Origin of the sequence: Streptomyces sp. NPDC014006 (assembly GCF_043088925.1) — a bacterium.
Lineage (GTDB): Bacteria > Actinomycetota > Actinomycetes > Streptomycetales > Streptomycetaceae > Streptomyces.
The window spans coordinates 375412-390789 of sequence record NZ_JBICAJ010000003.1; the positions used below are offsets into that span (position 1 = coordinate 375412).

Genomic DNA, 15378 nt, shown 5'->3' on the forward strand with positions numbered 1-15378 from the left:
CACGCGTGCGCGGCACCCGGCGGAAACAGCGCGCGCGTGGCGCCTTGAGGGGGCATCACGCGCGCGTGGAAGAGTGGAAGAAGAGCAGCCGTGGCGTCAGGGGGTGGTGCCGCCGGCCCCGGCGGTGACACCGGTCGTGGTGCCGCTGCCGGTCGTGGTGCCGCTGCCGGTCGTCGTGCCGCCGTCGGTGGTGCCGCCGTTGTTCGTCGTCCCGCCGTCCGTGGTGCTCCCGCCGTCCGTGGTGCCGCCGTCCGTCGTCCCGCCGTCGGTGGTGCCGCCGTTGGTCGTGCCGCCGTCCGTCGGGTTCGAGGACTGGGTGCCCGGGTCCGTCGGCTCGTCCGAGGGCGGGTTGGAGTTCTGCTGCGACGGCGTGTACGACGGGGTGTACGACGGCCGGTTCCACGTGCCGGAGCCCGACCCGGTGTTGTCGTCGCTCGTCCCGCCCGAGCCGTCGTCGGTCGTCTCGTCGCTCGGCGACGGGCTGGGGCTCTGCTGCGACTGGGATTGGGAGATGCTCGGCGACGGGGTGGTCTCCGGCTTGCCGCCCTTGGTGCCGGTGCCCTTGACGGCCAGCGCCACCCCCGCCGCGATCGCGATCACCGCGAGCACGGCCAGGACCCACAGCTTGCCGCGGCCACTGCCCTTGTTGCCGTGCCCCTCGAAGCCGCCCTCGTCGCCGTTGCCGTACCCGTTGGGCAGGATCGGCTGCGGGATCTGCGCGGTACCGGGTCCGTGGTTGCCGGGGTGCGCCATCACGGTCGTGTGCGCGAAACCGCCCGCCGGTGTGTGCCGGCCGTCGTGCGCGGCCACCGGGCCGGTGTTCCAGGTGCCGGTGTGGCCGCCCTGGTCGTACAGCATCTGCAGCGCGTACTGGACCAGCCCGCGCATCTCCTCGGCCGTCTGGAAGCGGTCGTCGGGCTCCTTGGCCAGCGACCGCATCACCAGGCCGTCCAGCTCCGGCGGGCAGCCCTCGGAGGCCTCGGACGGCGGCGTGGGAATGTCCTGCACGTGCTGGTAGACCACCGACAGCGGGGTCTCGCCGGTGAACGGCGGCCGCAGCGACAGCAGTTCGTACAGCAGGCAGCCCACCGCGTACAGGTCGGAGCGGTGGTCGACCGCCTTGCCGAGTGCCTGCTCCGGCGACAGGTACTGCGGGGTGCCCATCACCATGCCGGTCTGCGTCATCGTCGTCGACGCGCCGTGCAGGGCGCGGGCGATGCCGAAGTCCATCACCTTCACGGCACCGTTGTCAGTGATGATGACGTTGGCCGGCTTGATGTCGCGGTGCACGATGCCGTGCTGATGCGAGTAGGCCAGCGCCTCCAGCACCCCGGAGACGATGATGAGCGCCTGCTCGGGGCCCGGCGCCTCGGCGTTGAGCAGCAGGTCGCGGATCGTACGGCCCTCGACCAGCTCCATGACGATGTACGGCACGCTCTGGCCGCCGACGGCGTCCTCGCCGGAGTCGTACACGGCGACGATGGCGTGGTGGTTGAGGCCGGCCACCGACTGCGCCTCACGTGTGAAGCGGGCCTTGGACACCGGGTCCTCGGCCAGGTCGGCGCGCAGCAGCTTGACCGCGACGGTACGCCCGAGCCGTACGTCCTCGGCCGCGAACACCTCGGCCATACCGCCCCGGCCGAGCCGGTGCGTCAGCCGGTACCGGCCGTCGCCGACAAGCCCGCCGTTGCCCCAGTTCTCCGGCGCATCTGACATACCGCCGCCAGTCGCCTCGGGGTCGGACGGGCCCTGAGCGCGCTGCTGCTGTGCCATCAGTCCTCGCCGTCGTTTCTGCCCGCGGTGCGCGCGGTGTTGTTACGGTCTCCGTCGGCCACGCTACAGCCTCGGCGCAAGGCGCCGGTCCCGGATGGGCGTGCTGACCGGTACGAGACGGACCGGCCATCAAACCCCGCATCCGTCCGCTCGTGCAAATTGTGTGTACCGGCCCTACGGCGCCTGTAACGCTTCCGCGACGCTTCTTTCGCGTACGGTCACGGAACGGGCACCGAGCTTGACGTGTCAGTGCCCTCGGGCAGACTTGGCCGGGAATAGCACAGTGGATCAACGAACATCCGAGAACGTCGGCGCCGAAAGGGCTGTGGGGGACGCGAGATGAGCCAGGACGGCGCACAAGGTCGCTATGCGGGGCAAGCACTCGCGAACGGCCGGTACCAGCTGCGCGATCTGCTCGGCGAGGGCGGCATGGCCTCGGTGCACCTGGCCTACGACGCCGTGCTCGACCGCCAGGTCGCGATCAAGACGCTGCACACCGAGCTGGGCCGCGAACAGGCCTTCCGTGAGCGCTTCCGCCGTGAGGCCCAGGCCGTGGCGAAGCTCACGCACACCAACATCGTCTCGGTCTTCGACACCGGCGAGGACGATCTCGGCGGCGCCACGATGCCGTACATCGTCATGGAGTACGTCGAGGGCCGCCCGCTCGGCTCGGTGCTCGCCGACGACATCCGGCAGCACGGCGCGATGCCCGCCGACAAGGCGCTGAAGATCACCGCGGATGTGCTCGCGGCACTGGAGATCAGCCACGAGATGGGGCTGGTCCACCGCGACATCAAGCCCGGCAACGTGATGATGACCAAGCGCGGCGTGGTCAAGGTGATGGACTTCGGCATCGCGCGGGCGATGCAGTCCGGCGTCACCTCGATGACGCAGACCGGCATGGTCGTCGGCACCCCGCAGTACCTGTCGCCCGAGCAGGCCCTCGGCCGCGGCGTGGACGCGCGCAGTGACCTGTACTCGGTCGGCATCATGCTGTTCCAGCTGGTCACCGGGCGGCTGCCGTTCGACGCGGATTCGCCGCTCGCGATCGCGTACGCGCACGTGCAGGAGGAGCCGCCGCTGGCCTCCTCGATCAACCGTGCGCTGCCGCCGGCCGTGGACGCACTGATCACGCGCGCGCTGAAGAAGAACCCGAACGAGCGGTTCCCGACGGCCGAGTCCATGCGCGACGAGTGCCTGCGGGTGGCCGCTTCCTGCCGGCCGGCCCCGCCGAGCATCGTCCCCGGCACCCATGCGCCGAGCGGCGCGGGCGTCGGCTCCGCGGTGTTCCCGCCGCTCGACCAGGGCGCCCCGGCCCCGCACGGCAACGTCCAGACGCCGTACCACCCGACCCCGACGCCGGTCCCGAACCCGTACGGCACCACCCCGCCGCCGTCCACGCCGGCCCCGGCGTACGGCTACCCGCAGCAGGGCGGCTACCCGACGCCGTACGGCACGCAGCCGCCGGCCGCCTCCACCCCGCCGCCGTACAACATCACGCCGCAGCCGTCGGCCCCGGCGAGCTCAGGCGGCAAGAGCAACAAGCCGGTGATCATCGGCTCCGTCGTCGTCGCCCTGCTCGCCGTCGGCGGCCTCCTCGTCGCCCTGCTGGCGAACAACGGCAGCAGCGACGACCAGGGCAAGGGCGGCGACACCACCGGCCCCACGGCATCAGCGTCCAAGGCGGCCGGCTACCGCGGCCCGGACCTCACGCGCACGGTCAAGAAGGACGAGTGCACGGAACCGCAGAAGTCGTGGAACGACGAGACCAAGATCCAGCTCCCCGACTTCCGGTACAAGAACATCGACTCGGTGCGGGCCTGCGCGCAGGCCGCCGGCTGGAAGCTCGACATCAAGAAGGTCGACGAGAACACCTACGGTGACGGCGCGGTCATGCTGCAGTTCCCTGCGCCCGGCACGGACATCGACCCGAAGGACGTCGAGATCCAGCTGAACGTCTCCACGGGCAACCCGGCGTCGTAACGGCGCGGAGCGCGCGAACACACGAAAGGGGGCCCGGCGGTGATCGCCGGGCCCCCTTCGTCACATCGGCGGGCGTGGCTGCGTTTTTCGTCGCGTCGGCGGGTGTTACTGCCTTGACTTGCGTGACGGGCGCTTACAGGTACGGGCCGCCCGTGCGGCCGGCTGCGCGTACGTCGTCCTGGCCGTCGAGGAGCGCGCCCGGCGGGAGAGCCCGGCGCATCTGCTCCAGCTGGGCCCGCGCCGCCATCTGCTGGGCGAACAGGGTCGTCTGGATCCCGTGGAAGAGTCCCTCCAGCCAGCCGACCAACTGCGCCTGCGCGATGCGCAGTTCCGCATCCGTGGGGGTCGCGTCGTCGTCGAAGGGCAGGGAGAGCCGCTCCAGCTCCTCCACGAGCTCAGGCGCCAGACCGTCCTCCAGCTCCTTCACCGAGCTGGCGTGGATCTCCTTCAGCCGGGCCCGGCTCGCCTCGTCCAGCGGAGCCACGCGCACCTCTTCGAGCAGCTGCTTGATCATGCTTCCGATACGCATGACCTTCGCCGGCTGCTCGACCTGCTCCGTCACCGGAGTCTCGCGGGACTCGCCGTCTGAGTCGACACCGCCGAGCGCCATGCCGTCCTGGCCCACGACCAGGATCTTCTGGGCGTTCTCCGGCGACCTATCGTTCCTCGGCATCTCCATACCGTCATTCTCTCGCACCCTTGTACCTCACCACGGTGGTGCCCCCGGCGGAGGTTGATCCACCCTTTCCGCCCGACGGGGCAATCCGGAATGCCGGGTCTGTCCGCCCGTGCCAGGCTTGTTCCATCGATCTTGGCGGCCTGTTCCCGGGAGGGGGTCACCGACGTGACTCCATGGCGGCGCGCGACACGCGCGACACGCGCGACAAGGGTGTGCACGGTGCTCGCGGGGGTCACCGCCTGCGCACTTGGGGGCGGGACGGCCGCACCGGCCTGCGCGGCCGTGCCTGCGTCCGCCGGTGTGTTCTCCGTGGTCGGGCCATCCTTCGCGACCCCGGTGCCGCTCGTCGGCCGGACCGCGCGTGAGCCGTCGCGCGAGGTGGATCCCTCCCCGGCCTCCGGCGACTCCGAGGACTCCGCGGAGATCGACGATACCGACGGCTCGGACGGCTCCGGCGCCGCGTCTGCCACCTCGTCGTCCGGCTCCTCGGACGACGACGCCCACGGCTCCGCCTCCCCGCAGGCCTCCTCGCGCCCCTCCCACCACTCCCACTCCCCTGCGCGCCCGCATTCCTCCGCACCCCCGGAGCGGCCCGCGCACTCCTCTGCTGTCCCCTTCTCCGCTCGGCCCGGCCCGTCCGCGTCCACGGACCCCTCGGCCTCCGCCGGCGAGACCCGACGGGCCGGGAGCCGGGCCGGTGAGGGTCGGGAGCGTCCGGGGCGCGCCCACGACCCGCTGCGGGAGAGCGCACGGGACGAGGGGGCGACGGAGAACGAGGACGCCGGTCAGGGCATCGACAACGGCGACGACATGTACGTACCGCAGGAGCAGGAGGCCGGGCTCATGCCGTCGGCGTCCGCATCGGTGCCCACGCGGCAGTCGGTGCGGGCGGAGAGCCCCGTCGACCCGGTGCTGCGGATCCTGCCGCTCGGCAGCGGCCTGGTCCTCATCGGGCTGGGGCTGGCACTCGGCCTGCTCGCACTGCGGCTGCGCCGCGAACCCCGGCTGTACCGGACAGGGAGCCGTTAGACCCCTCGGACGGGGAGCCGCTGATCCTTCGGTTCCGCCCCTTGCCGTCGCGGCGTACGCGAGTAATGTGAATTACATGATTACACCGGATCAGCGTGAGCGGTTGCGCGGCTGGTTCGCCGGCCGGCTGCCGGACGATCTCTTCGTCAGGCTGGTGGAGGTGACGGTGGATCGCGAGGAGATCACCGTCATCGGTGAGATTCCGCAGCCCCGGCTGCCCGACGCCGCCTCGGCCGTGGAGCGGGAGTCTGCGGTGCAGGGCCGGGTGCAGGAGTTCCGGCAACGGACCCGCGAGGAGCGGATCGACGTGGCGCGCGAGGCCGAGCACCGCTTCGGCAAGAAGGTCTCGTGGGGCGTCGAGTGCGGCGGTGAGCGGGTGATGTTCACCCAGGTCGCCGCCCCGGTGATGACCCGGCTGCGACAGCCGGAGCGGCAGGTGCTCGACACCCTGGTCGCCGGCGGCGTGGCACGCAGCCGCAGCGACGCGCTCGCCTGGTGCGTACGGCTGGTGCGGCGGCACACCGACGACTGGCTGTCCGAGCTGCGCGACTCCCTGGAACACGTCGAGCGCGTCCGCGCCCAGGGTCCTGACGCCGAGCCCGCGGACGGACCCGGCGACGGGAAGCGGACCTAGAACTGCCTCAGAGCCACCCGGATCTCCCTCAGGGCGCGATCAGCAGCACCTTGCCGATGTGCCCGCTGTCCTCCACGACCCGGTGGGCGGCGGCCGCGTCGCTCATCGGCAGTTCCCGGTCGACGACGGGACGCACATGCCCGGCGTCCACCAGCGGCCACACGTGCTCGCGTACGGCCGCGACGATGGCCGCCTTCTCGTCCAGCGGCCGGGCCCGGAGCGAGGTCGCGCTGATCGCGCCGCGCTTGCTCAGCAGGGCGCCGATGTTCAGCTCGGCCTTGACGCCGCCCTGCATACCGATGATCGCGAGCCGGCCGTTGACGGCGAGCGCGCGGACGTTGCGGTCGAGGTACTTGGCGCCCATGTTGTCGAGGATGACGTCCACGCCGGCCCCGTCGGTGGCCTCCCGGACCTCCTCCACGAAGTCCTGCTCGCGGTAGTTGATGAGGATGTCCGCGCCCAGCCCGGCGCAGTACTCCAGCTTCTCCTTCGTACCCGCCGTCACCGCGACCTTCGCGCCGGCCGCCTTGGCGAGCTGGATCGCCATCGTGCCGATGCCGCTGGAGCCGCCGTGCACCAGCAGCGTCTCGCCGGGGCGCAGATGGGCGACCATGAAGACGTTCGACCAGACCGTGCAGACGACCTCGGGCAGCGCGGCGGCCTGCCGGAGGTCCACGCCCTGCGGCACCGGCAGCAGCTGCCCGGCCGGCACGGCGACCTTCTGGGCGTAGCCACCGCCCGACAGCAGCGCGCACACCTCGTCGCCGACGCTCCAGCCGGACACGCCGGGGCCGAGGGCGGCGATGCGCCCGGAGCACTCCAGGCCGGGGTACGAGGAAGCGCCCGGCGGCGGTTCGTAGAAGCCCTGCCGCTGCAGGATGTCGGCCCGGTTGACGGCACTGGCCACCACCTCGACCAGGACCTCGCCCTCGCCGGGCACCGGGTCGGGGACCTCGTCCCACACCAGCGCCTCGGGACCACCAGGTTCGGGAATCGTGATCGCATGCATGAGGGCGACGCTACCCCTGCACCCTTCCCGCATGCGGGCGATGGTGCCGCGGGGCGCACCTGGGCCCTCCCGTGTGCGGGTGAGCCTCAGGCGCGGGCCGGGCCGGGGCCCTTCTGCGGCTCCGGGGCGCGCACGATGGTGATGACCCGGTCCGTCAACTGGAGTGCGCCGACCGCCGGATCGTCGTAGCCGAGCACCCGGTGCCCGCGGACGACGCTCACCACCAGGTCGGCCGTCTCGCGCGGGCTGCGGCCCGCCTCCGCCCTGGTGACCGGCCGCTCCACCAGGTCGAGTCCACTGCCCTGCTGGATGAGGTCCTCCATGACCAGCCCCGCCGCGGGGCTGAGGACGGACAGCCCCAGCAGCCGGCCCGCCGCTCCCGCGCTGGTGATGACCTCGTCGGCGCCCGACTGCCTCAGCAGCGGCGCGTTCTCCTCCTCGCGCACCGCGGCCACGATCACCGCCTCCGCGTTGAGCTGCCGGGCCGTCAGCGCCACCAGGACAGCCGTGTCGTCGCGCTGGGTCGCGATGACGATCCGCCCCGCCCGCTGCACCTCCGCCCGGCGCAGCACATCACTACGGGTGCCGTCGCCGACCACGCCCGTGTAGCCCTCGGCGGTCGCGGCGTCGACCACGCTCGCCGACGGGTCGACCACGACGACCCGTTCCTTCTTCAGCCCCGTCGCGCACACGGTCCGGATCGCGGACCGCCCCTTGGTGCCGAACCCGACGACAACGGTGTGGTCGCGCACGATGGGCCCTCCCGGCTCGTGTTGGATCCTGACGGGCACGGTCCCGTCCGCAACCATGGTGCCGTCCGAACGGATCAACGAGGCAGGGGGCACACCCATGTCAGGGGGCACACGATGAAGGCCGAGCACCGACCGACGCGGGCGTCCTCGCTGCTGCGGTCCGTCTGGTACCGCACACGTACCGAGGCCCGTGACGACGCCGAGGCCGGCCGGACCATCACCATGCCGACCCAGACCGTCACGCCCCCGCTGCAGCAGGTCCTGCGCCGCCTCGCCATGGCCCTGCTGGTCCTCGTCCTCACCACGCTGATCGTCTACGTCGATCACGACGGCTACCGCGACAGCGCGGACGACTCCGTCGACCTGCTGGACGCGGCCTACTACGCCACCGTCACCCTCTCCACGACCGGGTACGGCGACATCACCCCGATCGGCGATACCGCCCGGCTCGTGAACATCCTGGTCATCACGCCCCTGCGCGTGCTGTTCCTGATCATCCTGGTCGGCACCACCCTGGAGGTCCTCACCGAGCGCACCCGTCAGCAGGTCCGCATCCACCGCTGGCGCGCCCGCACCGAGGACCATGTAGTGGTCATCGGATACGGCACCAAGGGCCGCCATGCCGTGCAGACGCTCGTCGGGCAGGGCATCCCCAAGGACCGGATCGTCGTCGTGGACGCCCAGCGCAAGATGGCGAACACCGCCTCCGACGACGGGCTGGTCTCCGTCATCGGTGATGCCACCCGCTCCGAGACGCTGCTCAAGGCCGAGGTGCAGCGGGCGGGCCGGGTCATCGTCGCCCCGCAGCGCGACGACACCGCCACCCTCGTCACGCTCACCGCCCGCCAGCTCAACCGGCGCGCCACCATCGTCGCCGCCGTACGGGAGGACGAGAACGCGCCGCTGCTCAAACAGTCGGGCGCCGACACGGTGATCACCACGTCAAGTTCGGCCGGGCGGCTGCTCGGGGTGTCCATGGTGAGCCCGTCCGTGGCCCGGACCCTGGAGGACCTGATGACCCTGGGCAGCGGGCTGGACCTCGTCGAGCGTGCGGTGACCGCGGAGGAGGTAGGAAAGGCGCCGCGCGCCTGTGCCGACCTGGTGGTGGCGGTCGTCCGCGGCAAGCAGCTGCTGGACTACACCGACCCCCGGCTGACCGAGCTGCACGTCGGCGACCGGGTGATCACCGTCAGCCGGGCGGTGCCGGTGCGGGAGGAGCGTTGAGACTTCACACCACCGCCCGCACGTGAGACGTCACACCACTGCCCGCCGTTTCACGTGAAACAGCCGGTCTGGCACCGTTTCACGTGAAACAGACACCGATTCCCGCCGTCGCCCACGGCAGGTCGAGCATCTCGGTCTCCTGGCCCTGCTGGGCGCCACCCGGTGGCACGACGGCGAGGGCGTCCGCCGCCGCGATGCCGCGCAGCATGGCCGGGCCGTTGTAGTGCAGCGGCACGGCCTGGTCGCCGCGCAGGACGACAGGGACGAGTCGCGTGTCGTACGGGTGTCCGTGGACCGCGTCCCGCAGCGGCAGCGTGTACCCCTCGGGCACCGGATGGGCCGCGAGCGCGCGCAGCAACGGCTCGGCGAGCGTGAGCAGGCCGGACACCGCGGCGAGCGGGTTGCCGGGCAGCCCGACGAGATGCCGGCCGTCCTGGAGACGGGCGAGCAGCATCGGGTGTCCGGGACGCACCTTGACGCCGTCGACCAGCAGCTCGGCGCCGATACGGCTCAGCGTGGGGTGGACGTGGTCGACGGGGCCCGCGGCGGTGCCACCGGTGGTGACGATCACGTCGGCCTCCGACGTGGTGACGGCGGTGTGCAGGGCCTCGGCGTCGTCCCCGAGCCGCCGGACGGCGGTGACGTCGGCGCCGAGCGCGCGCAGCCACGGCGGCAGCAGCGGACCGAGGGCGTCGCGGATCAGTCCGTCGTGCGGCAGCCCTTCGGTGAGCAGTTCGTCCCCGAGGACGAGCAGGTCGACGCGCGGCCGGCGTAGGGCCGTGAGGGTGTCGTATCCGGCGGCGGCCGCCAGGCCGAGCACCGCCGGGGTCACGAGGGCACCGGCGGACAGCAGCTGGTCACCGCTGCGGCACTCCTGGCCGCGTGGGCGGATGTCCTGGCCGGTGACCATCTCCCGGGTGGCGTGCAGCCGGCCCTTGTCATCGGTGCGGCCGTGTTCGCTGCGCAGCACAGCGGTGGTGCCCGCGGGGACGCGTGCGCCGGTGGCGATGCCGACGGCCTCGCCGTCGACGAGCGGTGCGGGTTCGCCGTGCCCCGCGAGCACACCGGTCTCGCGGACGTCCCAGGGGCCCGGCCCGGCGACCGCCCAGCCGTCCATCGCCGAGGTGTCGAAGGACGGAAGGTCGGTGAGTGCGGTGAGCGGGGCGGCCAGGCTGAGGCCGAGGGCGTCGGCCAGGGACACGGAGACGTTCGCCGCGCGGGGGTCGCGCCGCCGTCCGGCGCGGGCGGCGATCGCCCGGGCATCGGGCCAGGGGGTGGCCTTGTGACGGGCGTGCGGGTCGGCGTGGCCATGCCGGTCGGGGGGCTCGGGCCCGGAGGCGGGTGCGGGGACGTGGTCGCCGGCGCCGCACGTGTGGCCGGCCCGGTCCGGGCGGGGCCGGTCGGGCTGGGGCCGGTCCTTGACCAGGGCGAGCGCCTCCTCGACGTCGAGCTCGTCGGCGTCCTGCTCGTCCCGGATGCGGCCGGCGGTCATCCGGCGTCCGGGCGGGTGTCGGGCGTGGCGTCGGGGGCCACGTCGGGCTTGTCGCCGCCCTCGCCGGCCCAGCGCTGGGCGAGAGCCGCGGCCTTGTGGGCGGCGTCGGCTACGGCCTGCGGGCCGCCTCCGGCGCGGGCGGCGGCGTAGCCGACGAGGAAGGTGGTCAGCGGGGCCGCGGGCCGGGCCACACCGTGGGCCGCGTCGCGGGCGAGGTCGAGCAGGACGCCGGTGTCGACGTCGAGGTCGATGCCCAGCTCGTCCTTGACCGTGGAGATCCATTCATCCAACACGTGCCCATGCTCCCTGATGCGTGCTCTGGCGGTGGCGATGTCGTCCCAGGTGTCGCAGTCGAAGGACGCGACCGGGTCGGTGATGCGGGTGAGGTCGAGAAGAGCGGTGAGCCGCCGCAGGGGCAGGCCGGTGAGGCCGCCGTGCTCGGTGCCGACAAGCGTGAGGGCGCGGCGCAGGCTGCCGGTGCGGTAGGCGGCGACGAGCGGCTGGTCCCGGCCACCGGGGTCGCTGAGCAGTACGCCGTCGACGCTGGTCGCACGCAGGGCGGCGAGCAGCCGGGCGACGGTGTGCCGGTCGAGGAAGGGAAGGTCTGCGGAGAGGAGCAGGACCCGGTCGGCGGCGGTGTGCCGCAGTCCGGCGCCGAGGGCGGCGAGCGGTCCGCCGCCGGGCGGTTCCTCACGCGCCCAGGTGACCGGGCGGGCGGTGGGCCGGGGGTCGGCGACCACCACGGTGGTGCGGGCGTCGGCGCAGGCCGCGAGGACGCGGTCGAGCAGCGCGCGCCCGCCCACCCGTACCCCGGGTTTGTCGGCGCCGCCGAGCCGCCGGGCGGCGCCACCGGCCAGGACGACGGCGTCGTAGCTGTCCGGGGCGAAGCCGTCGCCGGGGCCGGAGGACTCGTAGGCGGTCACCCCCCGAGTATGCGCGCCGCCGCGATCACAGGGAACGCGGGAGCACCACAGCGGTCGCAGCGGACGCCCGTGGCCGTCGCGCCTCGGCCGGAGCCCTGAGTTCCCTGAGCCCCGGCCGCTCTGTCGTCCTCACAGGGTGCGCAGCAGCACCGCCGGTTGTTCCACGCAGTCGGCGACGTGCCGCAGGAAGCCGCCCGCCGTGCCACCGTCGCACACCCGGTGATCGAAGGTGAGCGAGAGCTGCACGACCTGGCGGACCGCCAGTTCGCCCTCGTGGACCCACGGCTTGGGCACGATGCGGCCGACACCGAGCATGGCCGCCTCGGGGTGGTTGATGATCGGCGTGGATCCGTCGACGCCGAACACGCCGTAGTTGTTCAGCGTGAAGGTGCCGCCGGTCAGTTCCGCGGGCGTGAGCGTCCCGGTCCGGGCCGACTCGGTCAGCCGGGCGAACTCCGCGGTGAGCGACTCGGCGTCGCGGGCGTGGGCGTCCCGGACGACGGGCACGACCAGCCCGCGGTCGGTCTGTGCGGCGAACCCCAGGTGCACCTGGTCGAGCTGGACGACCTCCCTGGCCTCGGTGTCGACCGTGGAGTTCAGCTCGGGGAAGCGGGCGAGGGCTGCGGTGCAGATACGGGCCAGCAGGGCGATCAGGGAGATCTTCGGCCCGCCGGCGGCGTTCATCGCGGCGCGCGCCCGCATCAGCTCGGTCGCGTCGGCGTCCACCCAGCAGGTGGCGTCGGGGATCTCCCGGCGGCTGCGGGACAGCTTGTCGGCGACGGCCCCGCGGATGCCCTTGAGGGGCGTACGGATGCCGCCGACGGGCGCGGACGAGACCCGGGAGGCGGGCGCGGACGAGACCCCGGATGAGGCGGGCGTGGCCGGCGCCGGGGCACCGTCGGACGCGCTCGTCCTGCGCACGGACGGCTCGGCGACCGAACGGCTCGGCTGCGCTGCCGCGGCCCGCAGCGCGTACTCGACGTCCGCGCGCAGGATCAGCCCGTCGGGTCCGGAACCGTGCAGTTCCCGCAGGTCCAGGCCGTTGTCCCGGGCGAGCCGTCGCACCAGCGGGGAGATGACGGGCACGGGGCCCTTGGGGTGGGAGCCGGCTGCGACGCCCCCGGTGTGCGCGGTGTCGGGCTGGACGATCCCCGGCTCCCGGAAGCCCGCCGAGCCCGGCTCCGGCCGCGTCGCCCCGGACGCCCGGTCGGGTCCCGGCGTGCCGCGCCCCGGCGCGGAAGCGCCGCCCGGCGTGCCCGGCACGGTGAGCCCGGTCGGCCGTACCCGGCGACGGCGGGCGGGTGGCGCGCCGGTGCCGTAGCCGACGAGGACGTTGCCCGAACCCTCGGCGTTTCCGGTGCCCGCCCGCGAACCCTCGGCGGTGGCGGGCCGGGCGGCCCCGGCGTGCACGTCTTCGCTCTCGCCCCCGGAGGCGGGGGCGCCCACGGCCACCGTCAGCAGGGGCGCCCCGACGGGCAGTTCCTCTCCCTCCTCGCCGAAGCGGGCGGTGACCACACCGCCGTAGGGGCAGGGCACCTCGACCATCGCCTTGGCGGTCTCGACCTCGACGACGGGCTGGTCGACGGCGACGACGTCACCGACCTGGACCAGCCAGCGCACGATCTCCGCCTCGGTGAGCCCCTCCCCGAGGTCGGGAAGCTTGAACTCCAGCACCTGTGCCATCAGCCCTCGGCCTCCCACTGCAGACGCGCCACGGCATCCAGGATCCGGTCGACGCCGGGAAGATGGTGCCGCTCCAGCATGGGCGGCGGGTAGGGGATGTCGAAACCGGCCACACGCAGCACCGGCGCCTCCAGATGGTGGAAGCAACGCTCGGTGACCCGGGCCGCGATCTCCCCGCCCGGGCCGCCGAAGCCGCCCGACTCGTGGACGACGACCGCGCGCCCGGTGCGCCGTACGGACGCGCACACCGTCTCGTCGTCGAACGGCACCAGGGAGCGCAGGTCGACGACCTCGAGGTCCCAGCCCTCGGCGCGGGCAGCCTCGGCGGCCTCCAGGCAGACGGGCACCGACGGGCCGTAGGTGATCAGGGTGGCGCTGCTGCCGGGGCGGCGCACCACCGCGCGCCCTATCGGCTCCACGGGCGTGGGCTCCTCGGGGTTCCAGGAGTCCTTCGACCAGTACAGCCGCTTGGGTTCGAGGAAGACGACCGGGTCGTCGGAGGCGATGGCCGCGCGCAGCAGCCCGTAGGCGTCGGCGACGGTCGCGGGCGTGACGACATGGAGCCCCGGAGTCGCCATGTAGTACGCCTCGGAGGAGTCGCTGTGGTGCTCGACGCCGCCGATGCCGCCGCCGTAGGGGACACGGATGGTGATCGGCAGGGGCATCTTGCCGCGCGTGCGGTTGCGCGTGCGGGCGACGTGGCTGATGAGCTGCTCGAACGCGGGGTAGGCGAAGGCGTCGAACTGCATCTCGACGACCGGGCGCAGCCCGTACATGGCCATGCCGACGGCGGTGCCGAGGATGCCGGCCTCGGCGAGCGGCGTGTCGGTGACGCGGTCGTCGCCGAACTCCTTGGCCAGGCCGTCGGTGACGCGGAAGACGCCACCGAGTGTGCCGACGTCCTCGCCCATGACGTGCACGGCGGGATCGGCCGCCATCGCGTCGCGCAGTGCGCGCGTGAGGGCCTGCGCCATGGTGGCGGGCTTGACGGCGACGGTCGTCGTCATCGGTGCGTCCCTTCCTGGCCGGCGTCCTGCTCGGCCGCCAGCTCGGCCTCCAGCAGTGCCCGCTGCTCGCGCAGTTGCGGTGTGGGCTCGGCGAAGACGTGGTCGAACAGGTCGGCGGGGTCGAGCTGCGGGTCGCGGTTCATGCGCTCACGCAGGTCGGCGGCCATGGCCTCGGCGTCCTGCCGGGCAGCCTCGATGCCGGCCTCGTCGAGGAGTCCGCGCTCGGTCAGCTCGTGCTCCAGCAGCTGGATCGGGTCGTGCGCGCGCCAGGCCTCGACCTCGCCGTCGCCGCGGTAGCGGGTCGCGTCGTCGGCGTTGGTGTGGGCGTCCATGCGGTAGGTGATCGCCTCGACGAGGGTGGGGCCGCCCCCGGCACGCGCGTGCCGCACGGCGTCGGAGAGCACCTCGTGCAGGGCGGCCGCGTCGTTGCCGTCGACGAGGCGGCCGGGCATGCCGTAGCCGACGGCCTTGTGGGCCAGGGAGGGCGCGGCGGTCTGCTTGGCGAGCGGGACGGAGATGGCGAAGCCATTGTTCTGCACCAGGAAGACGACCGGGGCCTGCCAGACGGCGGCGAAGTTCAGCGCCTCGTGGAAGTCGCCCTCGCTGGTGCCGCCGTCGCCGACCAGGGCGAGGGCGACCACGTCGTCGCCCTTGAGGCGGGCCGCGTGCGCGAGACCCACGGCGTGCGGAAGCTGGGTGGCCAGAGGGGTGCACAGGGGGGCCACGCGGTGCTCGAAGGGGTCGTAGCCGGTGTGCCAGTCGCCGCGCAGCAGGGTGAGCGCCTCGACCGGGTCGACACCGCGGGCTACGGCGGCGAGCGTGTCGCGGTAGCTGGGGAAGAGCCAGTCCTGCTCCTGCAGCACGAGTGCGGCGGCGACCTCGCAGGCCTCCTGGCCGGTGCTGGAGGGGTAGACGGCGAGCCGGCCCTGCTTGGTGAGGGCGGTGGCCTGGGCGTTGTAGCGGCGGCCGCGCACCAGGTGTGCGTACAGGCGGCGCAGCAGGGCGGGGTCGGCCTTGGCGGCGGCCTCGGTGCCGAGGACCCGGTAGGGCTCGGTGTCGGGCAGCAGCGGCGCGGGGTCCGTGCGGGGCTGCCAGGCGGGCGGCGGCGAGGGCTTGTACGCGCCTCGCTGCTCCATGACCGTCATGACGGCACCTCCTCATGGGGCGGCTGTAGGCGCAGCCTCTGTGAT

General features: G+C 73.1%; 12 protein-coding genes and 1 pseudogene. 4 read left to right on the top strand and 9 right to left on the bottom strand.

Annotation, left to right across the window (positions count from 1 at the left end; all coding sequences use genetic code 11):
* Positions 1-96: 96 nt before the first annotated feature.
* Positions 97-1773 carry a protein kinase gene (locus ACF1GV_RS13920; protein ID WP_391680118.1) on the bottom strand — a complete coding sequence of 559 codons (1677 nt, stop codon included), beginning with the start codon at positions 1771-1773 and terminating at the stop codon, positions 97-99.
* 339 nt (positions 1774-2112) lie between these two features.
* Here ACF1GV_RS13920 and ACF1GV_RS13925 point away from each other — a divergent pair, with 339 nt between their 5' ends.
* Positions 2113-3756 carry a protein kinase gene (locus ACF1GV_RS13925; RefSeq protein WP_391680120.1) on the top strand — a complete coding sequence of 548 codons (1644 nt, stop codon included), beginning with the start codon at positions 2113-2115 and terminating at the stop codon, positions 3754-3756.
* A gap of 133 nt (positions 3757-3889) precedes the next feature.
* Here the strand turns inward: ACF1GV_RS13925 and ACF1GV_RS13930 are convergent, their stop codons facing one another.
* Positions 3890-4435 (bottom strand): bacterial proteasome activator family protein, encoded by a 546-nt coding sequence (locus ACF1GV_RS13930; RefSeq protein ID WP_391680121.1) that lies wholly within the window; start codon positions 4433-4435, stop codon positions 3890-3892.
* 309 nt (positions 4436-4744) lie between these two features.
* On the opposite strand from ACF1GV_RS13930, the gene ACF1GV_RS13935 reads away from it, so the two are divergent.
* Both ACF1GV_RS13935 and ACF1GV_RS13940 read left to right on the top strand, forming a co-directional pair.
* Positions 4745-5464: a hypothetical protein gene (locus ACF1GV_RS13935; RefSeq protein ID WP_391680122.1), complete on the top strand. Its 720-nt coding sequence runs from the start codon at positions 4745-4747 to the stop codon at positions 5462-5464.
* 76 nt (positions 5465-5540) lie between these two features.
* A complete protein-coding gene (locus ACF1GV_RS13940) occupies positions 5541-6098 on the top strand; it encodes a hypothetical protein (RefSeq protein WP_391680123.1) in 558 nt (185 codons plus the stop codon).
* Between the two features lie 28 nt (positions 6099-6126).
* Here the strand turns inward: ACF1GV_RS13940 and ACF1GV_RS13945 are convergent, their stop codons facing one another.
* Both ACF1GV_RS13945 and ACF1GV_RS13950 read right to left on the bottom strand, forming a co-directional pair.
* Positions 6127-7107, bottom strand: a complete 981-nt coding sequence (locus tag ACF1GV_RS13945; protein WP_391680125.1) for an NAD(P)H-quinone oxidoreductase — start codon at positions 7105-7107, stop codon at positions 6127-6129.
* 86 nt (positions 7108-7193) lie between these two features.
* A pseudogene (locus tag ACF1GV_RS13950) lies at positions 7194-7859 on the bottom strand (potassium channel family protein); the annotation flags it as partial.
* A gap of 114 nt (positions 7860-7973) precedes the next feature.
* Here ACF1GV_RS13950 and ACF1GV_RS13955 point away from each other — a divergent pair.
* Complete coding sequence (locus ACF1GV_RS13955) at positions 7974-9083, top strand: potassium channel family protein (protein WP_391680126.1); 1110 nt, start codon at positions 7974-7976, stop codon at positions 9081-9083.
* A gap of 79 nt (positions 9084-9162) precedes the next feature.
* Here ACF1GV_RS13955 and ACF1GV_RS13960 read toward each other — a convergent pair whose 3' ends face one another.
* From ACF1GV_RS13960 to pdhA, 5 genes are all read right to left on the bottom strand, one after another.
* Positions 9163-10575: a molybdopterin molybdotransferase MoeA gene (locus tag ACF1GV_RS13960; RefSeq protein ID WP_391680128.1), complete on the bottom strand. Its 1413-nt coding sequence runs from the start codon at positions 10573-10575 to the stop codon at positions 9163-9165.
* Positions 10572-11498: an NTP transferase domain-containing protein gene (locus ACF1GV_RS13965; protein ID WP_391680129.1), complete on the bottom strand. Its 927-nt coding sequence runs from the start codon at positions 11496-11498 to the stop codon at positions 10572-10574. Before ACF1GV_RS13965 ends, ACF1GV_RS13960 begins: the two co-directional genes overlap by 4 nt.
* Before the next feature lie 129 nt (positions 11499-11627).
* Positions 11628-13181 (bottom strand): dihydrolipoamide acetyltransferase family protein, encoded by a 1554-nt coding sequence (locus tag ACF1GV_RS13970; RefSeq protein ID WP_391680130.1) that lies wholly within the window; start codon positions 13179-13181, stop codon positions 11628-11630.
* Positions 13181-14188, bottom strand: a complete 1008-nt coding sequence (locus ACF1GV_RS13975; RefSeq protein WP_391680132.1) for an alpha-ketoacid dehydrogenase subunit beta — start codon at positions 14186-14188, stop codon at positions 13181-13183. Before ACF1GV_RS13975 ends, ACF1GV_RS13970 begins: the two co-directional genes overlap by 1 nt.
* Positions 14185-15333, bottom strand: coding sequence for a pyruvate dehydrogenase (acetyl-transferring) E1 component subunit alpha (gene pdhA / locus ACF1GV_RS13980; RefSeq protein WP_391680134.1), 1149 nt, complete (start codon positions 15331-15333; stop codon positions 14185-14187). The genes ACF1GV_RS13975 and pdhA overlap by 4 nt, the downstream gene beginning before the upstream one ends.
* Positions 15334-15378: the final 45 nt, after the last annotated feature.